A 21,892-nucleotide genomic window follows, 5' to 3' on the forward strand; every position below is an offset into this window, starting at 1 on the left:
CCGGACTTACGCCGGCCCGGTCGCGATCGGCGGGCCATTGGCCGCGCCCCATTCGGTCCATGAGCCGTCATAGAGCGCGGCGTTCTCGATGCCGAGGCGGTACAGCGCGAGCGTCAGCACGGCGGCGCTGACGCCGGAGCCGCAGCTCGTGGCGATCGGGGCATCGAGCTTGACGCCCGCGCCGAGGAACGCGGCCTTCAACTCGTCGAGCGATTTCATCGTGCCGGTCGCCGCATCGAACAGCAGGTTGTACGGCAGGCTGAGGCTGCCCGGGATGTGGCCGGAGCGAAGGCCCGCCCGGGGCTCCGGCACCTTGCCCTGATAGCGCTCATTGGCGCGCGCATCGATCACCTGCTCGGCGCGGCTGGCGACGTTGTCGATCATCTGCTGCATGCTGCGCACGCGGCGCGCGTCGTACGTCGCCTTGAAGGTCGCGGGCTTCGGCGTTACCTGCCCGCTCTCGGTCTTGTGTCCCTCCGCGACCCACTTCTTCAGGCCGCCATTGAGGATGCGGACGTCCTTGTGGCCGAAGGCGAGGAACATCCACCACACGCGCGCGGAGGCGACCCAGCCGCCGGCATCGTAGAGCACGACGGTGTCACCGTTGCCGATGCCGAGCGCGCCGACATCGCGGCCGAATTGGTCGGCCGAGGGAAACATGTGCGGCAGCGGGCTGGAATGATCGGAGACGGCGTCGACATCGAAGAACACGGCGCCCGGGATGTGCGCGGCGAGATAGTCCTCCTTCGGCAGCGGCAGCACGCCGGGCATCTTGAAGGTGGCGTCGACCACCCTGACGTTGGCATCGCCAATGTGCGCGGCAAGCCATTCGGTGGAGACGAGCGGGTCGGTGGTGGCGGTCATGTTATCTCCTTCCTCTCGTCATTCCGGGACGCGCCGCTTGGCGCGGGCCTGGAATCCATACGCCGGGGCCGTAGTTGTTTCGAACATTGGTTGACGGCTTTCTTTGAACCAACGACCGATCGTGGTTATGGATTCTCAGATGCGCAATTGCGCATCATAGCTCGCGACTTTGTCGCGCCCGGAATGACGGCCTACTTCTTCTTCGGCTCCCATTTTTCCACCGGGCCGCCGGCGTCGCGCCAGGCGGCGAAGCCGCCGCCCATATGCGCGACCGGCTTCAGGCCCATATCCTGCGCGGTCTTGGCGGCGAGCGCCGAGCGCAAGCCGCCGGCGCAGTGGAAGACGAACTTCTTGTCTTCCTGGAAGATCGGCTTGGCGTAGGGACTCGCCGGATCGATCCAGAATTCGAGCATGCCGCGGGTGCAGGGAAACGCGCCGGGGATGCGGCCGTCGCGCTCGATCTCGCGGGGGTCGCGGATGTCGACGATCACGACATTCGGATCATTAGCGAGCTTGATGGCGTCCTTGGCCTCGATGGTCTCGATCGCGGAATTGGCCGCATCGAGCAGCGACTTGATGCCGGTGTGGATGGTCTGGGGCATTCTCACTCCCTTTCCTCATCCTGAGGAGCCGCGAAGCGGCGTCTCGAAGGATGCAGGCCCGTCTGTGGCCTCATGGTTCGAGAAGCGCTTCGCGCTCCTCACCATGAGGGTCTTTCTCTATCCATCGTCGCGCTACGCGCGCCCCGGAACGACGGCGATTACCGCACCAGTTCCTTCATCGCGTTTTCCAGGCCCTCGATGGTGATCGGGTACATGCGGTTGGAAAACAGGCGCCGGATGATGGTGGTGGATTCGGAATAGTCCCAGTGTTTTTGCGCCACCGGATTGAGCCACACCGTGTGCGGATAGGTGCGGATCACGCGATCGAGCCAGACCGAGCCCGCCTCTTCGTTGACATGCTCGACCGAACCGCCGGGCACCATGATCTCGTAAGGGCTCATCGACGCGTCGCCGACGAACACGACCTTGTAGTCGTGCGGGTATTTGTGCAGCACGTCCCAGGTCGGCGTGCGGTCGGTGAAGCGACGCTTGTTCTGCTTCCAGACGCCTTCATAGAGGCAATTGTGGAAGTAGAAATACTCCATGTGCTTGAACTCGGTCTTGGCCGCCGAGAACAATTCCTCGACCTGCTCGACATGGGAATCCATCGAGCCGCCGATGTCGAAGAACACCAGCACCTTGGCCGCGTTGCGCCGCTCGGGCCGCATCACGACGTCGAGATAGCCGTGATTGGCGGTTTCCTTGATCGTGGAGTCGAGGTCGAGTTCGTCCGGCGCGCCGGTGCGCGCAAACTTGCGCAGGCGCCGCAGCGCGATCTTGATGTTGCGGATGCCGAGTTCGACATTGCCGTCGAGATCCTTGAACTCGCGCTTGTCCCACACCTTCACGGCGCGGTTGTTGCGGTTCTTCTCCTGGCCGATGCGCACGCCTTCGGGATTATAGCCGTGCGCACCAAAGGGAGACGTGCCGGCCGTGCCGATCCACTTGTTGCCGCCCTGATGACGGCCCTTCTGTTCCTCGAGGCGCTTGCGCAGCGTTTCCATGAGCTTGTCCCAGCCCATCGCCTCGATCTGCTTCTTCTCTTCCTCGGTGAGGTATTTTTCCGCCAGCTTCTTCAGCCACTCGGCCGGAATGTCCGCCTTCTCCATCGCGTCGAGCAGGCTCTCCAGCCCCTTGAACACGGTGCCGAACACGCGGTCGAACTTGTCGAGGTTGCGCTCGTCCTTCACCAAAGCCGCGCGCGACAGATAGTAGAAGTTCTCCACGGTCTGATCGGCGAGGTCGGCGTCCAGCGCCTCCATCAGCGTCAGATATTCGCGCAAGGTCACGGGGACCTGGGCATCGCGCAAGGATGTGAAGAATTGCAGGAACATGACGTACAGATTGCCCGCCGGACCCGCGCCGTCAAGGGCTTGCGGCCGATTTGCGGTGAGAGCGGGATGACTTTTCTTCGAAACGTCATCCCGCTCTATCTTTCTGTTTGAGCATGATCTTCTCGGAAAACCGGTATCCACTTTTCCGGATCATGCTCCATTCCGCAGAGCGGAAGCGAGGCGCCTCATCTCGGCGCTGGACCGGAGGGGTTTTTCAACTAGAATTGCGCCCATCTGGGGTAATTTTTCAGTTGGGGGTTCTCCATGAGCATCATTGCAGCGCTGATCATCGGCGCGGTCGCGGGCTGGCTTGCCGGGCTGATCGTGCGCGGCGCCGGTTTCGGGCTGATCGGCAACATCGTGATCGGCATCATCGGCTCGCTGCTCGCAAGCTGGCTGCTACCGCAGCTTGGCGTCAACCTGGGCGTCGGCTGGGTGCGCGACATCATCAACGCCACCATCGGCGCGGTGATCATCCTCGTCATCCTTTCGCTGATCAGACGCTGACGCATCCCCCTATTCCGGCAACGAAGGCTGTTTTGGCAGGATTTTCCTGTTAAGCCAGAGCTGCGCCTGGCGCGCCCAACCACGGATTTTGAGGCCCGATGAAATTTACCGGTACCAAGGACTACGTCGCGACCGAGGACCTCAAGGTCGCGGTGAACGCCTCCATCGTGCTGGAGCGCCCGCTGCTGATCAAGGGCGAGCCCGGCACCGGCAAGACCGTGCTGGCGGAGGAAGTCGCCAAGGCGATCGGCGCGCCGCTGCTGACCTGGCACATCAAGTCCACCACCAAGGCGCAGCAGGGCCTCTACGAATACGACGCGGTGTCGCGCCTGCGCGACAGCCAGCTCGGCGATAGCCGCGTGTCCGACATCTCGAACTACATCAAGCGCGGCAAGCTGTGGGACGCCTTCACGTCCGAGAAGCGCCCGGTGCTCTTGATCGACGAGATCGACAAGGCCGACATCGAATTCCCCAACGACCTGCTGCTCGAGCTCGATCGCATGGAATTCTTCGTCTACGAGACCGGCGAGAACATCAAGGCCAAGCTCCGCCCGATCGTGATGATCACCTCGAACAACGAGAAGGAATTGCCGGACGCATTCCTGCGCCGCTGCTTCTTCCACTACATCAAGTTCCCCGACGCCGACACCATGAGCCGGATTGTCGACGTGCATTTCCCTGGCATCAAGAAGCGGCTGGTGGAAGAAGCCCTGCGCATCTTCTTCGAGATCCGCGAAGTGCCGGGCCTGAAGAAGAAGCCGTCGACTTCGGAACTATTGGACTGGCTGAAGCTGCTGCTCAACGAGGACATGACGCCGGAAATGTTGCGCGAGCGCGATCCGCGCAAACTGATCCCGCCGCTGCACGGCGCGCTGCTCAAGAACGAGCAGGACGTGCATCTGTTCGAGCGGCTGGCGTTTTTGAGCCGAAGGGAAGTTTGAGATTCACGCCTGCCTACTCCTCATGGTGAGGAGCCTGCTACGGGCCGCGCGTCGCGCGGCTCGTTGCGGGCGTCTCGAACCATGAAGGCCCGGCTACCGCCCGTGGCCATCCTTCGAGACGCCGCGAAGACGCGGCTCCTCAGGATGAGGGCCGTGGGTGCGGCGAGTTATCTTTGAGCGTAGCGGCGATCACGTCGAACAGTTCGATAAGCGCCCTGAGGCCAAGAACATAGTCGCGGTCGCTGCTGCAATAATCGTAAGATGCAGCTCCTGGCACAAACCGCTCCAGAACATGAGGGCCTTCGACGTCTAGCGCGAACTTCGGTTCATCCACATGATGGATGTGAAACTTCAAGCGGCCCCATATACGAAACGGATTGCCACCGAGCCACACGCCAATCTCGAAAACGAGACCACCACCTGTCTTTTTCCGCCAACGATTGCGAGAGCGGCCTTCAAAGCCCCGCGCGCTGCAAAATTGTTCGAGGAAGGGGATGACATCCTTTTTCTCCTTCAATCCGCCTCGCGTGTCGATACCCAATCGCTCGGCTTCCGATGCCTGAGCGCGCTTAAAGGCCAAGTTTCGACGCTCCCGGAATTCCCGATCTGTATCGATTTTCTTGATGTGCTCGAGCAGACAACCGAGAAGCGGTGGACCTCGATAAGGCGGCTCAATTGGGCCTCTGACGGCGAAGAGTTCATCCAGAAAAGATGAACGATATCGAGGTTGAGCAGCGAAGTATCTTTCATCGGAGTCGCACTGTCCCATAGACCTCATGGCCTCCATGGCGACTTCGTCCCAGTATCGGTTGATCAATCCTGATTGCTGCTCACCGCAAAACTGGATGATCTCGTCCTGCCAAACCTTGTGCAGCGAGAAACCAAGCGCCTCGAATGCGCGCTGTGTTGGACCCCGACCCGGCCATTTTGATACCGCATCCAGAAGCGGATGTTCTGCGGTCAGCTCGGCTTCATCCTCCTGGCGCATCAGCGATCTTCACGCATACGCCGCGAGCTTCACCGCTTCCATCGGCGCCTTGCCGCGGATCATGTCGCTGGCCTTGTCGGCGATCATCAGCGTTGACGCGTTGAGGTTGGCGGAGATCATGCGCGGCATGACGGAGGCGTCGATCACACGTAGCCCCTCCATTCCATGCACGCGGAGTTGGTCGTCGACCACAGCCCATGGCTTGTCTGATGTGCCCATGCGGCACGTGCAGCCAGGGTGGAAGGTGGTGGTGCCGCGCTCGGTGGCGGCTGCCAAAAACTCATCGTCGCTTTGCACCTTCGGGCCCGGGAAATCCTCGTAGGCGTAGTACGGCGCAAGGGGTTTCGAGGCGAGCAGCCGCCGCGCCAGCTTCATGCCGGCGACGACGACGCGGCGGTCGATTTCTTCCACGAGGTAATTGGTTTGGATGATCGGCGGCTCGAATGGATCGGACGAGCGGGCGCGGACATAGCCGCGGCTCTCGGGGCGCTGCTGCCAGGACGCGACGGTCATGCCGGGCTCATCCTCGAGCTGACCCTGCACGCCTTCCTTGTAGCTCGCGGGCGTGAAAGTGAGCTGGAGGTCAGAGCTTTCATGCGTCTCGCCGGAATGCCAGAAGCAGTAGACCATGGTCGGCGACAGCGACAGCAATCCGCGCCGCGTAGTCGCCCATTTCAGCGCCTCGACCCAGAGGCTCAGGCCGCGCCGAAGCTCGTTGATGGTCTTGATGTTCTTCACGCGCGCGACCGAGCGCGGCGCGTAATGATCCTGAAGGCCTTCGCCGACGCCGGGCAACGCGTGATGCACCTTGATGCCGAGCGAGTTCAGAAGCTCGGGCGAGCCGACGCCGGAAAGCTGGAGCACTTGCGGCGAGTTATACGCGCCGCCGGACAGTATGACTTCCTTCGAGGCGCGCACTTCGACCGGCGTGCCGCCGCGGCCGCCCCTGAGATAGCGCACGCCGACCGCGCGCTTGCCCTCAAAAATGATGTTGGTGACGTGGGCATGCGTGCGGACATCGACATTGCCGCGCTTGCGCGCCGGATGCAGGAAGGCTTTTGCCGCGCTCATGCGCAGGCCGCCCTCGATGGTGCGCTGGCAGTAGGAGACGCCTTCCTGGATGCCGCCGTTGTAATCGGGATTCTTGGGAATGCCGAGGCTGACGGCGCCTTCCATGAAGGCTTCGCAGAGCGGGTCCTGCCAATCCATGGTGGTGACGGTGAGCGGGCCCTCGCGGCCACGGAAGGTATCCTCACCCTCGCCGACCCGGCGCTCCATGCGCTTGAAGTAAGGCAGCACGTCCGGATAGCTCCAGCCGCGATTGCCCATCTGCGCCCAGGTATCGAAATCCTGGCGCTGGCCGCGGTTGTAGATGTGGCCGTTGATCGAGGAAGAGCCGCCGAGCGTCTTGCCGCGCGGCGCGTAGATGCTGCGCCCGCCGGTCCATGGACCGACCTCCTGCTGGTAGGCCCAGTTGATGCTCTTCATGTGGAACGTCTTGATGAAGCCGGCCGGCAAATGGATATAGGGATGCCAGTCGCTCGGCCCCGCCTCCAGCACGCAGATTTTGGTGCCGAGGTCTTCGCCCAAGCGGTTCGCGAGCACGCTGCCTGCGGAGCCCGCGCCGATGATCACATAATCGAACGTTTCCATCTCGTCTTCTTTTGTTTGAGCATGATCTCTTCGGAGAACCGGTATCCACGTCTCCGGATCATGCTCGCGGACGCTATCGCGCCTTCTCGTTCAACTGATAGTTCAGATGCGCCTTCACCGTCGGCCATTCGCCGGCAATGATGCTGTAGACCACAGTGTCGCGCAACGTGCCGTTGGGCGCAATCTGGTGGTTGCGCAAAATGCCGTCCAGCTTGGCGCCGAGACGTTCGATGCCGCGGCGGCTCTGGTGGTTGAAGAAATGCGTGCGGAATTCTACCGCAATGCAATCAAGCTGTTCGAAGGCGTGCGCCAGTAACAGCAATTTGCACTGGGTGTTGAGCGCGCTGCGCTGCACGCGTTTGGCGTACCAGGTCGAGCCGATCTCGACGCGGCGGTTTGGCGTATCGACGTTCATGTAGGTCGTCATGCCGGAGATTTGACCGGCGGCGTCGAACACCGTGAACGGCAGCATCGAGCCGGCCTTTTGCAGGCCGAGGCGGCGGTCGATCTCCTTCGTCATATCTTCCGATTTCGGGATGAAGGTGTACCAGAGCTTCCAGAGCTCGCCGTCCTTCACGGCTTCCACGAGACCATCGCGGTGATCGTGCGACAGCGGCTCGAGGCGGGCGTGCTCGCCGCGCAGGGTTACCGGTTCAAGCCAGGGCATTTACCTACTCCGATCTCTCCTCGTCATTGCGAGGAGCCACCGGGTCGGCGCCAAGCGCCGCCCGATGACAGGCTCCGTGACGAAGCAATCCAGCCTTTTGTTGCAGCAAAGCTGGATTGCTTCGCTTCGCTCGCAATGACGGGGTTGTAGCTCACTTGTTCAGAAAATTCAGCGGCAGGCCGGGGCGCGGCCAATCCATCGCGATCAACTCGCCCTTGCCTGACAGCGTGATGTAGGCCGTCTTCAACTCGGGTCCGCCGAACGCGATGTTGGTGGTGACGCGGTCGCCGGTCGGCACCTGCTCCACCAGCGTGCCGTCGGGCGCAATCACCGAGATGCAGCCGGAGATCAGCGTCGCGACGCAGACATTGCCGTTCGCTTCCACCGCCAGCGAGTCGAACATCTGGTAGCCGCCGAGGCCCTGGATCGGCTTGCCGCGTTCGCCGCGATAGATCACGTCACGCGGCTTCAAGGTGCCGGGCTCGGAGAGTTCGTAGGCCCACAGCCGCGCGGTCGGCGTCTCCGCGATGTAGACGGTGTTTTCGTCCGGCGACAGGCCGATGCCGTTGGCCGGCAGCACGCCGTGCACGACCTCGACGATCTCCTTCAGGCCCGGCTTGAGATAATAGAGGCCGCCGACATCCATCTCGCGGTGGCGGCGCTTGCCGAGCTCGGAGAACCACAGTCCGCCATGCCTGTCGAAGACGAGGTCATTGGGTCCGCGCAGGCCGTGCTCGCCGCATTTGGCAACGACGGTCTCGACCTTGCCGCTTTGCAAATCGACGCGCTGGATCGAGCCGCCGAGATAATCGTCCGGCTGCGGCCCCGGCATGATGGTGTTGCGGGTCGGAATCCAGGAAAAGCCGCCGTTGTTGCAGATGTACATCTTGCCGTCGGGTCCGAGCGCGGCGCCGTTGGGCCCGCCCGGAATCCTGGCGACCACTTCCTTGCGTCCGTCCGGCCAGACCCGCGTCAGGCGCTGTCCGCGGATTTCCACCAGCACGACCGAGCCGTCCGGCATCACCACCGGACCTTCAGGAAATTCGAGATCGGTGGCGAGAACGCGGATATTGGCCATGAAATCCTCCCAGCTTTTTGGCTGCTGGCGGATTCCAGATTTGACCCCCGCACGCGCAACATTTGGTTGCGCGATGTTATGGCAAAGAGGATCACCCTTGCCAACCCGAACAGCTGCGCAGCAGGTATTACCGGGTCGGACGGCGGCGCGACGTCTCGCCTCAAAGCAAAGGCGAATACACTTTGTCAGCTTACTCGTACAAATACCCGACCGGCTTGCCTTCATTACGCAACGGACGAACGTCCCTCCGCGTAATGATTTGACCGGCCAGACCGTCAATTTCGTCGCGCTGCGTCGGCGTCCAGCTGCGAAGATTCTCGATGCCCTTCAGCAAGCCCAGCCGGAGGATCTGGGTATTTTCGCCCAGCCCCACCAGATCTATCGTGTTCTTGCCCGCCGTCACCGTATCGCCGGTCACAAGTTCGAAATTTTCCCCCGCGCTGTTAGCGAATTCGGCTGTGCCGCGAATAACGCGATAGATGACAACCTCGCCCTTCCCAAGGAATGCAGCGTCCGCCGCCACGGAGGCGCTCTTCGGCAACAGCGACTGGCCGCGCGGATCGGTCGCGATGATATGTCCTGTTGTAAGGCGGCCGCTCGGAATCTCGATCCCGATGTCGCGCACGAAAACGGGCCCGGTGGATTTGATCGGCGAGCCGGCCGGCAATGGCTTGAAGAGGGCTTCCAGCTCCAGCGGATCCTGTAGCCAGAAACAGGCATCGGCCGGACGGTCATGCAGCGGATGGCTCCACGCTACACGGGGCGTTTCCTCTTCGTTGATGTGATCGTGATCCACCACCGTCGGGTTGGGGAAGGTCGTGGGATCGGTGATGAAGGCTTCAAGAAATTTGCCGGAATAGCCCATCGACATCGGATCCGGCACCACGGTCTGCGGCGTCTTTAGGTTTTCTTCGGTGGGCAATCCCGACCAGGTGTAGAAGAGCTGGCGATGCACGATCGCGCTCTGGAGCATCACCGAACCGGGACCGACGTAGTAGAATCGGCCATCGTAGTCGAAGGTGAACACACCTGATGTGACCAGTACGAGTTGGTAGCCGCCGGGCGGAAGGTGAAGATGGAAATCGGTGGGGCCTGTATCGGCGCGGTAGATCGGCAGGTTTGTCGAGACTTCATGGAGAAGGAAGGTTTCGTGGTTCGCATGAAAGCCTTCGTTCGCGCGATTGTAGAGAGCCTGCGGGCGATAGGTCGGCTCGTGCGACGCATTCCGATCGCGATCGATGGCCACGAAATTCTTGCTGTTCAGGCGAAGGGGATCGCCGTTCGGGCGAGTAAGGCCAGGCCATTTTGGATCAACCGCGGCATGTATGTTCATGGCACCTTCCAATCCCTGAGTCTCAGCAAGGCCTGAGGGCTGCTCAATTTGCTGCTCAGCTTGGGCAGACGCCCGGACTCGCCTGATAGTCCTTATGCTGCAATGCGAATTCCGGGCCAGTCCTGGCACCGAACATCGCATCGCCTCCGAGGGGAGTCTTCGGGGCCAGCCCATCGAGAAAGAATTAGGGGATACAAGATGTTAGGCGGCCGTCGCCCGACGCTGCCTCATCCTTCATCGCCGGCTTCGCACTTACTGACGCGAACTGCCTTGCGCAAATTGTCAGCAAAAGCTGCCAGGAAAGACGCAGTTGAATGCCGCACGGCCGATCAGCCGCAAGGCCCTGCTTTGGTTGGCCATGCGACCGAAGGGAGCCAGCGAGGGTTCATGCCCAGCGAGCCGTCCTACTCCCGCACCGGCACCCAGATTTCCAGCCCGCCATTGCCGGTGGCAGCGTCGAACTTTTCGTCATAGCGCTCAAAGTTCGGCGCATCCGCAACCTTGAGGCCGGACTGCGGCAGCCACTGATTCCAGATCGCACCGACGGTGCGGCGAATGGTCGAGATATGTTCACTGTGCGTGAACACCACATAGCGCTGCGCCGGGATTCGCACACGGGAAAATTCGCGCGGAAGATCGGAGAAGTCGGAGACTTCGACGCCGGCGATGTAATCGAAATTGCCGGAATCATCGCCGTTGCAGCAGACGCCGTAGGCGAGCTTGCCGGCGATGTTGGGAATTTCGCCGACCTTCTGGTGAAGCAACTGCCACTGGTTGGGAATGTTGGCGCCGCCATTGTCGCAGTGGTTGTAGCGTTCGCCGACGCCGGCGACGAGTATCGTCTTCGCGGTCTCGAAGCGCGGCGGATTCAGGTGGGTGGTGGGCGTGGAGTCCATCATGATCGGCTCCTGTAGCTTGAGCTTGTCGAGGCACGTTGCAGCGCGCACCTGCTCCGGCGTGACGCCAAAGTGGTCGCGGAACGCGCGGGTGAAAGCTTCGTGGGAGCCGTAATCCGCCTCCAGCGCCAGCGTGAGGATGTCGGGCGCGCCTTTGGCGAGCGCGCGCGCCGCCTTGGTGAGGCGGCGGGCGCGCACATAGCGCATGACTGACATGCCGGTGGCTTCCGCGAACGCCCGCACCATGTGGAAGCGCGAGACGCCGCCGACGGAAGCGATCTCGTCGAGCGTCAGGCTGTCCGCGAGATGGCTCTCGACATACCACAGCGCCTTCTGGGCCGGATTCATGGACAACGATTCTCCTTCGAAGCGCCACTATCATGCCCGCTGCGACGGCGGCGCGTTTGACAGTCCTTGCTCTCGCACGGCGGAACCATGCATCCTGCAACAGAACCAATCGCCTCATCGACAGTGGCGAGGGAATACCAATTCGGGAGGCGCAAAACCATGCTGATCCGCGACATCAGGGCACACCACATCCGCATCCCCTATGACGCCGGCGTCGCCAGCTTCAAGCAGGGCGCCTCGGCCATCTCGGCCCTCGACATCGTCATGATCGAGGTCACCACCGACACCGGCCTGACCGGCTGGGGCGACGCCTTCAGCTATGTCTGCCCGCGGACAAGTTTTGCCGCGATCAACGAGATGATCGCGCCGCAGGCGAAGGGCCAGCAGGTGCCGGATGCGGAAGGCATCCCGGCCTTCATGGAGCAGATCCAGCGCAACCTGCATCTGTTCGGCCGCTACGGCATCACGATGTTTGCGATCTCGGCGCTGGATATCGCGCTGTGGGACCTTGCCGCGCGCGCCAAAGGCGTGCCGCTGCACAAGCTGCTGGGCGCGCAGAAACGGCCGAAAATTCCGGCCTATGCGAGCCTGATGCGGATCGGCAATCCCGATTTCGTTGCGAAGGATTGCGAGACGGCGCTGAGCCTTGGCTATCGCGCCATCAAGCTGCACGAGACGACTTCGCCGCCGGTCTTCGCGGCGCGAAAAGCGATCGGCGACAATATCCCGCTGATGGTCGACATGAACTGTCCGATGGATGGCGCGGCCGCAACCGCCTTTGCGCATGAATGCCGCGAAGCAACACCGCTATTCCTGGAAGAGCCGATATGGCCGCCGGAGGATTTTGCGACGCTGGCGGAAGTGCGTAAGGCTGGCGGACTCGGTGTCGCCGCCGGTGAGAACGCCTGTACGGCCTACCAGTTCAGGCAGATGATGGACGCGGGCGCCGTGAGCCACGCGCAGCCTTCCGTGACAAAGGTCGGCGGCATCACGGAATATCTGAAGGTGGCGGCCCTTGCCGATGAACGCGGCGTTCGGCTCGCGCCGCATTCACCCTATTTCGGGCCGGGATTTCTGGCGACGCTGCATCTGATGTCGCTGCGCGACGACTCAGGCTTCATCGAGGTGTTTTACATGAAGCGCGAGGCGAGCCTGTGGGGCGGACATGTCGATGTCGACAGCAGCGGCAATGTCGCGGTGCCCGACGGCCCCGGACTCGGCATTGAGCCGGACCGCGATGTCATGGAGCGATACCGGGTGGCGTGAGGCTCGCCGCTATTTCGTGCCCTCTTTCGCCGCCGGCGCCGCATCGGTCTTTGCGGCCGGTGCCGCCGGCGGCGGCGTCTTCTTCATTTCCTCGATCGCTTTCTTCTGCTCCTCGACGAGTTTTTCCAGCGAGGCGACGCTCGCCTTCAAGGCTTCGATCTGACGATTGGATGCATCGATCCTGCGCTGATAATCGCCCGCCGCCTTCGTGATGGTCTTCATCAGGAAGTCGACATTGCTTTGCAGGCAGCCGGTGCGCCGCTCCATGGTCTTTTCGACCGTGCAGATTTCGATGCCGGGAACATCCTGGGCGAAAGCCACGCCCGAGGTGAGCGCGATGCACGATACCGTGAAGACAAGAAGAACGGTCCGCCCTGTCATGAAAACCTCCCAAGTCCTTCGTCGATCACGCCAATTTGCGCGATCGTTCCGCGCCGCGCGACAGATACCACACTGATACCGCATTCATCCCGTGAGGTCGCGCTGTGGCGCGGGGATTGTTTGGTGGGTGCGGAACTCCGCACGCCCGATGGTGGAGATTAGAGATATGGCAACGCGCGAAAAACGGCTGGCGCAATTCGATGGCAACGGCGCGCCGCCGGCGGATTTACCGGTTGAGGTGCTTTGCGAGGATCACAGCGGAACGTATCAATTGCCTTTTGCCTGCCGGCTGGTCGAAGGCCGGTGGCACAATCACGAGTCGGGCGGGCCGGTCGAGGCCAATGTAATCGCCTGGCGGATGCCGCGCGTCAAACAAACCAACGTGGCCTGAAGCGCGCGGATTTGTGTCAAAATGCAACGGGCGCAAGCGCACCCGTTAACAACAGGAACGCGTTTCGAACGAATCGCGTCCGAATCACTGATGCGCCGCCGTACTCACTTGTTCACGGCTAGATATCGACACGGCCTTGAGGCGGCGCACCAGATACAGCACGGCCACCACCGGCCGAAGCCAGCGGCCGACGATGTAGGTTAATTCCTCCGGGGATGACATGGCGTCACTTCCACGGCGTAACCGGCGGCACTTTGCCGGTGGCCGGCGGCATGTCGCCGGTCTTGAAATCCGCAGGGCTGTCAATCTCGATGTATTTGCCGACGGCCGCGAGCTTGTTCATTGAAGCCTCCATGTTCTCATCTCGTGAGCGCGCAAGGAGGCGGGCGTCCAAATTTTCGGCAGCGGCGCGTCGTTGCGGTCACGGCTGAAATGTTGCTATGCGAAATTCGCGCCAGACGCGCTGCGCCGCATCATGCTGGTAATTGCAGGCGCAAAGCGCGGCTTCGAAAGCGAATCCGGGAGCGTCGCCGCAGCGGACGTGCAATCGAAGCAGATGCGCCATGTGTGAGATGGCACGCGCTTGAGCAAAAGCTGCCCGCGGCCTGCGCCCGTCAAACGGGCAAGCCCGGCAATCCACTGCCTAATATTCGACCTCGAGCTCCTCGATGTCGGCCGGCTCTTCCCTGGCGGCTTCGATCCACTCGACCATCTCCGGCATGGTCATGATGGTCTTCGCATAAGCCGCAAGCCGCGGTTCGAGCTTGACGTCATAGGTCATGAAGCGCGTCACGACCGGCGCATACATCGCATCCGCCATGGTGCGGCCCTCGCCGAACAGGAATGGGCCGCCGGACTTTTCCAGGCACTCGCGCCAGATGGCGCAGACCCGGTCGATATCGGACTGCGCGCGCGACCAGATCTTGAAGCCCGGGAAATGTCCCTTGAGGTTGACCGGCAGCGAGGCGCGCAGCGTCGCAAAGCCGGAATGGATTTCGCCGCAGATCGAGCGGCAATGGGCGCGCTGGATGCGGTCAGCAGGCAATAGCCCGGCGTTCGGCCTGATCTCGTTGAGATACTCCGCGATGGCCAGCGTATCCCAGACGGTGGCGCCCTCGTGCCGCAGGCACGGCACCAAAATCGACGATGACAGCAGGAGGATTTCCGCCCGCGCCGAGGCGTCATCCGATGCGGTGATGAGCTCCTCGAATTCGAGGCCCGCGAACTTTGCCAGCAGCCAGCCGCGCAGCGACCATGAGGAGTAATTCTTGCTGCTGATGGTCAGTGTCGTCTTCGCCATATGGCCTTCCCTCAACGCCTAACGCCTTCACGCATGTCTGAACCGGCCGGCCTGCCGCCTGCCCGCTGCCTATGCATCCTGCATTTTTAGCAGCAAGCCACGTGCCAGTTTTCCGGGCCGTCGGGCCCCGCCTTGGCTTCGATATTGCATGGCAATACCGGGCAAGGGCGGAAGTGAATGATGTCAATGATCTACCAAGCCTACCAAAACCACATGGACCTGACCGCGCCATGGCGGACAGGGGCTTCCGCCGCGCTCAGATATCTCAACCTGGTGCCGCAGGGGACTTCGGACCGGTTCGTCGGGCGGATCGCCGCAGCGCTCGAACTGATCTCCCGCTCGGCGCTGACCTACACCCGTCCCGCCTACGGCATCGACAGCGTGATGGTGGGCAACCGCGAATTGGCCGTCACCGAAGAGGTGGTTTATTCGACGCCATTCGGCTCGCTGCTGCGCTTCAAGAAAGAGGATGTGCCGGGGCAGCCGAAAATGTTGCTGGTGGCGCCGATGTCCGGCCATTTCGCGACGCTGTTGCGCGGCACCGTGAAGACCCTGCTACAGGACCACGACGTCTACATCACCGACTGGCACAATCCGCGCGACATCCCGGTCGACTATGGCGGGTTTGGGCTCGAGGACTACACCGATCATCTGATCAGCTTCCTGACCGTGCTCGGCCCCCGCTCGCACATGGTGGCGATCTGCCAGCCCTCGGTGTCGGCGCTGGCCGCCGCGGCGATCATGTGCGAGGACGATCATCCGGCGCGGCCGGCGACATTGACGCTGATGGCAGGTCCAATCGACACCCGCATCCAGCCCACCAAGGTCAACGAGTTTGCCAAGAGCAAGCCGATCACCTGGTTCGAGAGCAATCTGATCAACTACGTGCCGGTGCAGTGCAAGGGCGCGTTCCGGCAGGTCTATCCCGGCTTCGTGCAGCTCACCGCCTTCGTCTCGATGAATCTCGAGCGCCACATCAAGCAGCACATGGATCTGGCCCATCACCTCGCCAAGGGCGATAAGGAAAAGGCCGACGTCATCAAGACGTTTTACGACGAGTACTTTGCCGTCATGGATTTGCCCGCGGAGTTCTACATCGAGACCGTGCGCGACGTGTTCCAGGAGCATCTGCTGCCGCAGGGCAGGCTGATGCATCGCGGCCGGCCCGTGAATCCCGCCGCCATCCGGCGGATGGGCCTGATGACGGTGGAGGGCGAGAAGGACGACATCTGCTCGATCGGCCAGACGCTGGCGGCGCAAGACCTTTGCACCGGCGTGCGCGCTTATCGAAGGGTGCATCACATGCAGGCCGGCGTCGGCCACTACGGGGTGTTCTCGGGCCGGAAATGGAACAACGAGATCTATCCGCTATTGCGGGATTTCGTGCATGTAAATTCGTAAGGGGCGCCCTCCCCTTCGCAGACCATGCATGCGATCTGACTTATAGCCGCAGGGAGGCAGGGGAATCCGCAACCCACGCCTTGGCGTAACGCCTATAATGCCGCTGGATTCGAGTTCCAGGCAGGTGCAATGGCGAGGCGAGAGATATCGTTCGGGCCGTTTCGATTCGACGCGGCGGCCCGTACATTATGGGATGGAAGCGTCCCGGTCAGACTTGGCTCCCGAGCGTCGGCAATCCTGGGCCTCCTCCTCGAAGCACCCGGCGAACGCGTCAGCCGGGATACCCTGATCCAGCGCGCCTGGTACGGCCTGCACGTTGATCAGGCCAACTTGCGGGTCCAGATCTCGGGTCTCCGAAAAGCTCTGCGGGAATTTGGCGGCGCAATCCGGGCCGATCCATCTCAAGGCTACCGTTTCGTCGCCGATGTTGTCGTGGCGGAGCCGGCCAGCCGCCCCTTCGAAAGCCAGAAGCGGTTCCGCGTTCCCGGAATGGTCGTAAAGCCGATAGGTCGCGAAGCGGAAGCGGCCGGCATTCATGAGCTGTTCAAGAGCCGCCGCCTTGTGACGATACTTGGCCCCGGCGGCATCGGGAAGACAACCATTGCACTGCAAGTCGCGAATGATCGGGCAGCGAAATACGCCGATGGCGTCTGCTTCGCCGATCTTGGCCGGGTATCCTCGGCTGATCTGGTCTATTCCGTTGTGGCGAATGCAATCGAGCTAGGGCTAAGAGAATGGCCGCAAATCGACCATATCGTATCGGCACTGCGCGACAGGCGGATGCTTCTCGTCCTGGACTGTTGCGAGCATGTGCTCGATCCGGTAGCCAGGCTTGTCGAGAGCCTCCTCTCCAAAACGTCCTATGTGGATATTCTCGTTACGACGCGCGAGCCCCTGCAACTTGAACAAGAGGCAGCCTGGCGACTGGCGCCGCTGGCGGTCCCTCCAAAGGCTGTCGAAACTCTTGCTGACGACATCAAGGCATATTCGTCGGTTCAGCTATTCCTGAAATGCGTCGATCAGCGGGGGACAAACCTGCATTTCGATGATCGCGCGGCCGCCGCTGTATCGGAGGTATGCCGACGACTCGATGGCATCCCGCTGGCAATCGAGATCGCAGCTTCCATGACTGCCGTGCTTGGCTTCCAGCAAGTCCTGCGCAGCCTCGACGAGCAATCATCGCTGCTCAATATCAGGCTCGATCGCCGAAGCGCCGTTCCCCGTCAACGATCGCTGTTCTCGACGATAGATTGGAGCTACAGCCTGCTATCCAAGGACGAGCAAGCCGCGCTCCGGCGACTGGCGTGCTTTGCCGGCGCCTTCTCGATCGACGCCGGCATCGCCGTGACAAGCGACGATCACCGCAGCGCAAATGATGCACGGGAAGTCATCCTGGGATTGTCTCGCCGCTCGCTTCTGTATTTCGATTCCCACTCAACGCTCACAGAGTATCGTCTGCTGGATACGACGCGAGCGTATATAGCCCAACTGGACGCTCCCGCCGGAGAGCTGGACACGGCGCAACGACGCCATGCGGAATACTTCCTTCGACTGCTCGACGCTATCGACTGGGACCTCCATGACGCCCAATCCGAGAACGCGAAGATGCGGGCTTACCTGGACGAAGTTCGCGTCGCCCTCGAATGGGCGTTTCGCAGGGATCCCGAGCTTGGCGTGCGACTTGTACTTGCCGCGGAAAAGCTCTGGCTGGCGCTCACGTCGCTGGTTCAAGGCGTGCCTTACCTGACGAAAGCACTGCAATTCGTGGAGAACAAATCGAATGTCGATGCCGCGGTGCGGTGCCGCTTGCTGGTATCGCTTGCATCCGCACAGGTGTACCTTCCGGGGTTCGAGGGCGCGAACCTGTACGAGCGTGCCTGGCAGGCGGCGCAACACGCAAAAGACGATTTCGCGGAGCTGCGAGCCCTCTACGGCATCATCCAAAATCTGCTTCTGACCCGGCGCCCGGCGACACCTCATCTTCACGCCTTGGGCCAGGCGGCCGAGCGCTCGGACGATCCCAACGTGCATTACCTGCTTCAACGGATATCTGCATTCAACGATTTCGAAACCTCCGCCATACGGTCGGCCCACCAGAAGTTCGAAACGTTCCTGCACGACTGTCCGTCGATCTCCAGAAGCTCCTACTTGTATTTCGGAGGCATCGACTCGTTCATCTCCTGCAAGATCGGACTGGCTCTCGCCAAATATTACATGGGGTATTGTGAGCAGGCATTGTCGCTTGCAAACACGGCGGTCGACGAAGCCGAGGTGCAAGGACATCTAACGACCAACTATTTCGTACTTGCGCAAGGTGCCTTATGGGTGAACGTCGCCTCGGGAGAATTTGATCGCGCACACGGCTATCTTCAACGATTGAATGAAATCTCGCGGCTCTATCGGCCGTGGCACGCCGTCGCGGAGGCATTTCGAGCCCTTCTCCTCAAATATGCCTCCGGCGATGCCCAAACCTGCGCGCGCATCCTGACTGATTGCCTGGCAGACGAGTTCATCGTCAAGACCGGTTCGCTTCATCCGATTCTGTGGGTCGAACTGGCGGACTCGCGGCGCATCATTGGCGATCTGGACGGTGCAGATTCGGCACTCGAAAAAGCAATGAGCCAGTGCCTTGGGCCCTCCGACGTTCGTCTCATCGGCAAGCATAATGCAATCCTCGCCCGGGTTCTCATGGCCCGTAATCGCCCGGGCGATCTTGATGCGGCACGCGAACTGCTCAGACACGCCATCGATCTGAGCAGGCAATACGATTTCTATCTCTATGAATGCGAAGCGACGGTTGGACTTGCCGAACTCGAACGCCTCGCGGGGCAACCGTCAGCGGCTCGCCATGCGCTTATCCATCTTCTATCCAACGTTGGGGACAGACGGCAGGTACCGTTCCTTGCCCGCGCGCGAACCATCCTGATTGAGATCGACATTTCCGCGCCTTCCGGCAGCGTTTCGACGTAAGCCCTCAAGCAGTCGGCCGGCCGGATCGTCAAGATTGGTCGATCCATCGGCGCCCGGCGTCGGGTCGAACACGCAGAACTCCCCGTGCGGAACCGGCGAACGTGCCGCCGGCGGGCCAAGGGCAGCCCGGCTGGCCCTTCCCCGTAGAACTTAACATCTTTTTACAGGCGATTTGGCCGTCGCCGGGTTACTCCGTTTGTCACCTTGAACGGCTGATATCAGACGAGGGAGCTATCGAAATGATCGAGCTCACGGTCAACGGCACCAAACACCAGGTCGACGTTGTTCCCGAGATGCCCTTGCTTTGGGTGCTGCGCGACGAACTCGGTATCACCAGTCCGAAATACGGCTGCGGAGTCGCGCAATGCGGCGCCTGCACCGTTCGGATCAACGGAAAGGCCGTCCGTTCCTGTCAGGCGTATATCGGCGACGTCGCCGGCCAATCCGTCGTCACGATCGAAGGGTTGGATAACAGGGACCAGCACCCGGTTTTGCAGGCCTGGATCGAACATCAGGTCCCGCAGTGCGGCTATTGCCAGACCGGCCAGATCATGCAGGCCATCTCGCTTCTGGAACAGATCTCCAGGCCTACCGACGAGCAGATCAATCAGGTGATGTCCGGCAATCTATGCCGCTGCGGCACCTATCCGCGCATTCGCGCTGCGATCCATGCGGCGGCGGCAAAAAAGATGGCGGAGAAGTGAGATGGGCGACTTGCAGCGCATTTCCCGCCGGGCTTTTGTTTTCGGCTCCGCCGCCATCGCCGGCGGCATCGCTTTCGGCTCCTACAGCAATGCCGAACCAGCGGCCACGACGGCCGCGAACGGCAATCCATTGGCCGCCGGCCTCGGGCCCAACTCGGTGAGCTTCAATCCCTGGGTCGAGATCAGCCCGGAGAAAATAACGCTCATCGCACAACACGCCGACATCGGTCAGGGCGTCGGCTCCGTGCAGCCGATCATGATCGCCGAAGAGATGGATCTCGATCCCGGCCAGTTCGAAATCCGGTTCGCAGGGCCCAGCCCCGCCTACTTCAACACGGGTTTTGCAGACGAGCTGGCGCCGTTTCTGGCGGCAGACCAGAGTCACGCGGCCGAAGAAGCGCGCGCCGCCGCGCTCGAAAATCTCAGAAAGTCCGGCCTCCAGATGACGGGCGGCTCGAGCACGATCCCGGATACGTACGAAAAGCTGCGCATGGCCGGCGCGGTCGCGCGCGAGACATTGAAGGCCGCGGCGGCCAAACGTTCCGGCGTTGCCGTAGCCGACATTCGCACCCGGTCCGGCCAGGTGATCCTGCCCGACGGGACAAAAATCCCCTACGTCGAACTCGCAGCGGAAGCCGCCAAGATTCCACCGGTCCTCGACGCCAAGCCCCGCGATCCCTCCAAATGGCGAATGCTGGGCAAGCCGATGACGCGCCTCGATATCAGGTCGAAGGTGATGGGAGAGTTGAAGTTCGGCATCGATCTGAAGATGGACGGCATGCTGTTCGCATCCGTCAAGCTCAACCCCAACAAGGGTCAGCCCCTCAAATCGTACGATGCAAGCAAGGCCCAATCGATGCCGGGGGTCAAAAAAATCCTCGAAATCAAGAATGGCGTTGCAGTGGTCGCAACCAATAGCTGGTACGCGATGCGGGCGGTCGAAGCCATCGATTGCAAGTGGGCGCCCTCGACATATCCCGCCGAGCAAGCCGACCACTGGAAGATCCTGGAAGCATCGTTCAAGCCGAAATTCCTGGGCAAGGAATGGCGAAAGATCGGCAATGTCGATGCCGGTTTGAAGGGAGGCACACAGCTCAAGGCGGAGTATCGCGCGCCCTATGTGGCGCATCAGCCCTTGGAGCCGCTGAACGGGATTGCCATCGTCTCCGATAAGGGGATGGAAATCTGGGTCGGCCATCAAAGCCCTCAGGCCGTGCAGTACGTCGCGGCGACGGCGATCGGCCTCAAGCCGGGACAGGTGACCTTTCACAATCAGTGGACCGGCGGAAGCTTTGGGCACCGTCTCGAATTCGAGAACGTTCGTGTCCTGGCCGAGATCGCCAACCAGATGAAGGGAACGCCGATCAAGCTTGTGTTCTCGCGCGAGGAGGACTTCCTCCAGGATATTCCGCGGCAGATTTCAGTCGCGCGATACAAGGGTAGCGTCAAGAACGGGAAGATCGTCGCGGCGGACTTGCAATTGGCGGCAACGGCGCCGTTGAAAGGGCTGCTCGAGCGCATGGGCGCGCCCTCGAAGGATCCGGACGCTCAATTGGCCGCCGGCCTGTGGAATGTCTACTACGACATCCCGAATTTTCGGGCCACGAGCTATGAGGCGCAGGGACTATCCCCGTCCACGACCTGGCGGTCGGTCGGCGCCTCGACAGCCGGTTTCTTCACCGAGAGCTTCATCGACGAACTCATCCATGCGGCGGGCCTTGACCCGATGAAGGGGCGCATAGAAATGTGCACGGTCCCGCACTACCGAAAGGTGCTGGAGACGGTCGCCGAGATGTCTGACTGGAAGGGACCGCTCGGCAAGGGCAAGGGGCGCGGCGTGGCGTTCGTCGAATCGTTCGGGACGCCAACCGCCGAAGTCGTCGAAGTGACGATGACCGACAGAGGCATCAGGATCGACAAGGTCTGGGTCGCGGTTGACGTCGGAAAGGTCGTCGATCCCATCAACTTCCAGAACCAGGTGCAGGGAGGCGTCGTCTGGGGCCTCGGCCACGCCATCAACTGCGAACTCACTTACGCCAAGGGCGCGGTGCAGCAGACCAATTACCACCACCACGAAGCCATGCGGCTGTACCAATGTCCGGAAATCGAAGTCCGCGGGCTCGAGAACGATCCAAAAGTGAGAGGCGTCGGAGAGCCGCCCGTTCCTCCCGCGGCCCCCGCGCTGGCCAACGCGATCTTCGCAGCGACCGGACGACGCATCCGCGAAATGCCGTTCAACAAGTTCATCGATTTCGTGTGAGGGTGAGC

General features: G+C 61.7%; 20 protein-coding genes. 8 read left to right on the forward strand and 12 right to left on the reverse strand.

The genetic code is table 11. The features are described from left to right. Positions 1–6 precede the first annotated feature (6 nt). The 3 genes from sseA to JQ628_RS15965 all read right to left on the reverse strand — a co-directional run bounded on the left by sseA (position 7) and on the right by JQ628_RS15965 (position 2,800). Entirely contained in the window at positions 7–864 is an 858-nt protein-coding gene (gene sseA, locus JQ628_RS15955; protein ID WP_212223586.1) for a 3-mercaptopyruvate sulfurtransferase, read from the reverse strand. Between the two features lie 191 nt (positions 865–1,055). Then, on the reverse strand, positions 1,056–1,466 hold the full coding sequence (locus JQ628_RS15960; protein ID WP_212223588.1) for a rhodanese-like domain-containing protein: 411 nt from the start codon (positions 1,464–1,466) through the stop codon (positions 1,056–1,058). 158 nt (positions 1,467–1,624) lie between these two features. Continuing rightward, positions 1,625–2,800 (reverse strand): vWA domain-containing protein, encoded by a 1,176-nt coding sequence (locus JQ628_RS15965; RefSeq protein ID WP_212223590.1) that lies wholly within the window; start codon positions 2,798–2,800, stop codon positions 1,625–1,627. A 264-nt stretch (positions 2,801–3,064) separates the two neighbouring features. Here JQ628_RS15965 and JQ628_RS15970 point away from each other — a divergent pair, with 264 nt between their 5' ends. Together JQ628_RS15970 and JQ628_RS15975 are read left to right on the forward strand one after the other, a co-directional pair. Next, positions 3,065–3,307 carry a GlsB/YeaQ/YmgE family stress response membrane protein gene (locus tag JQ628_RS15970; protein ID WP_212223591.1) on the forward strand — a complete coding sequence of 81 codons (243 nt, stop codon included), beginning with the start codon at positions 3,065–3,067 and terminating at the stop codon, positions 3,305–3,307. Positions 3,308–3,405: 98 nt separating this feature from the next. Further along, positions 3,406–4,248, forward strand: coding sequence for an AAA family ATPase (locus JQ628_RS15975; protein WP_212223592.1), 843 nt, complete (start codon positions 3,406–3,408; stop codon positions 4,246–4,248). Between the two features lie 139 nt (positions 4,249–4,387). Here the strand turns inward: JQ628_RS15975 and JQ628_RS15980 are convergent, their stop codons facing one another. The 6 genes from JQ628_RS15980 to JQ628_RS16005 form a co-directional block, all read right to left on the reverse strand. Then, positions 4,388–5,236: a hypothetical protein gene (locus tag JQ628_RS15980; RefSeq protein ID WP_212223593.1), complete on the reverse strand. Its 849-nt coding sequence runs from the start codon at positions 5,234–5,236 to the stop codon at positions 4,388–4,390. 9 nt (positions 5,237–5,245) lie between these two features. Continuing rightward, positions 5,246–6,889 (reverse strand): GMC family oxidoreductase, encoded by a 1,644-nt coding sequence (locus tag JQ628_RS15985; protein ID WP_212223594.1) that lies wholly within the window; start codon positions 6,887–6,889, stop codon positions 5,246–5,248. Between the two features lie 73 nt (positions 6,890–6,962). Next, on the reverse strand, positions 6,963–7,556 hold the full coding sequence (locus JQ628_RS15990; protein WP_212223595.1) for a GNAT family N-acetyltransferase: 594 nt from the start codon (positions 7,554–7,556) through the stop codon (positions 6,963–6,965). Between the two features lie 151 nt (positions 7,557–7,707). Then, complete coding sequence (locus tag JQ628_RS15995; protein ID WP_212223596.1) at positions 7,708–8,634, reverse strand: SMP-30/gluconolactonase/LRE family protein; 927 nt, start codon at positions 8,632–8,634, stop codon at positions 7,708–7,710. Between the two features lie 190 nt (positions 8,635–8,824). Continuing rightward, positions 8,825–9,967: a hypothetical protein gene (locus tag JQ628_RS16000; RefSeq protein ID WP_212223597.1), complete on the reverse strand. Its 1,143-nt coding sequence runs from the start codon at positions 9,965–9,967 to the stop codon at positions 8,825–8,827. A gap of 404 nt (positions 9,968–10,371) precedes the next feature. Then, entirely contained in the window at positions 10,372–11,211 is an 840-nt protein-coding gene (locus JQ628_RS16005; RefSeq protein ID WP_212223599.1) for an AraC family transcriptional regulator, read from the reverse strand. 159 nt (positions 11,212–11,370) lie between these two features. Here JQ628_RS16005 and JQ628_RS16010 point away from each other — a divergent pair, with 159 nt between their 5' ends. Then, on the forward strand, positions 11,371–12,477 hold the full coding sequence (locus JQ628_RS16010) for a mandelate racemase/muconate lactonizing enzyme family protein (protein ID WP_212223600.1): 1,107 nt from the start codon (positions 11,371–11,373) through the stop codon (positions 12,475–12,477). A gap of 9 nt (positions 12,478–12,486) precedes the next feature. On the opposite strand, the gene JQ628_RS16015 is transcribed toward JQ628_RS16010, so the two are convergent. Then, positions 12,487–12,858 (reverse strand): hypothetical protein, encoded by a 372-nt coding sequence (locus JQ628_RS16015; RefSeq protein ID WP_212223602.1) that lies wholly within the window; start codon positions 12,856–12,858, stop codon positions 12,487–12,489. Between the two features lie 166 nt (positions 12,859–13,024). On the opposite strand from JQ628_RS16015, the gene JQ628_RS16020 reads away from it, so the two are divergent. After that, positions 13,025–13,249, forward strand: a complete 225-nt coding sequence (locus tag JQ628_RS16020; RefSeq protein ID WP_212223604.1) for a hypothetical protein — start codon at positions 13,025–13,027, stop codon at positions 13,247–13,249. An 84-nt stretch (positions 13,250–13,333) separates the two neighbouring features. Here JQ628_RS16020 and JQ628_RS16025 read toward each other — a convergent pair whose 3' ends face one another. Next, positions 13,334–13,471: a hypothetical protein gene (locus JQ628_RS16025; RefSeq protein ID WP_212223605.1), complete on the reverse strand. Its 138-nt coding sequence runs from the start codon at positions 13,469–13,471 to the stop codon at positions 13,334–13,336. Between the two features lie 421 nt (positions 13,472–13,892). Next, complete coding sequence (locus JQ628_RS16035) at positions 13,893–14,549, reverse strand: glutathione S-transferase family protein (RefSeq protein ID WP_212223606.1); 657 nt, start codon at positions 14,547–14,549, stop codon at positions 13,893–13,895. A 177-nt stretch (positions 14,550–14,726) separates the two neighbouring features. On the opposite strand from JQ628_RS16035, the gene JQ628_RS16040 reads away from it, so the two are divergent. The 4 genes from JQ628_RS16040 (at position 14,727) to JQ628_RS16055 (ending at position 21,884) form a co-directional block, all read left to right on the forward strand. After that, the gene (locus JQ628_RS16040; protein ID WP_212223607.1) at positions 14,727–15,950 is read left to right on the forward strand and encodes a polyhydroxyalkanoate depolymerase; all 1,224 of its coding nucleotides are present in this window, start codon (positions 14,727–14,729) and stop codon (positions 15,948–15,950) included. A gap of 129 nt (positions 15,951–16,079) precedes the next feature. After that, positions 16,080–18,920 (forward strand): ATP-binding protein, encoded by a 2,841-nt coding sequence (locus JQ628_RS16045; protein ID WP_212223608.1) that lies wholly within the window; start codon positions 16,080–16,082, stop codon positions 18,918–18,920. A 239-nt stretch (positions 18,921–19,159) separates the two neighbouring features. Next, on the forward strand, positions 19,160–19,624 hold the full coding sequence (locus JQ628_RS16050; protein WP_212223894.1) for a (2Fe-2S)-binding protein: 465 nt from the start codon (positions 19,160–19,162) through the stop codon (positions 19,622–19,624). Between the two features lies 1 nt (position 19,625). Then, the gene (locus tag JQ628_RS16055) at positions 19,626–21,884 is read left to right on the forward strand and encodes a xanthine dehydrogenase family protein molybdopterin-binding subunit (RefSeq protein WP_212223609.1); all 2,259 of its coding nucleotides are present in this window, start codon (positions 19,626–19,628) and stop codon (positions 21,882–21,884) included. Positions 21,885–21,892: the final 8 nt, after the last annotated feature.

It is taken from the genome of Bradyrhizobium lablabi, from assembly GCF_018129385.1.
Classification (GTDB): Bacteria; Pseudomonadota; Alphaproteobacteria; order Rhizobiales; family Xanthobacteraceae; genus Bradyrhizobium; species Bradyrhizobium lablabi_C.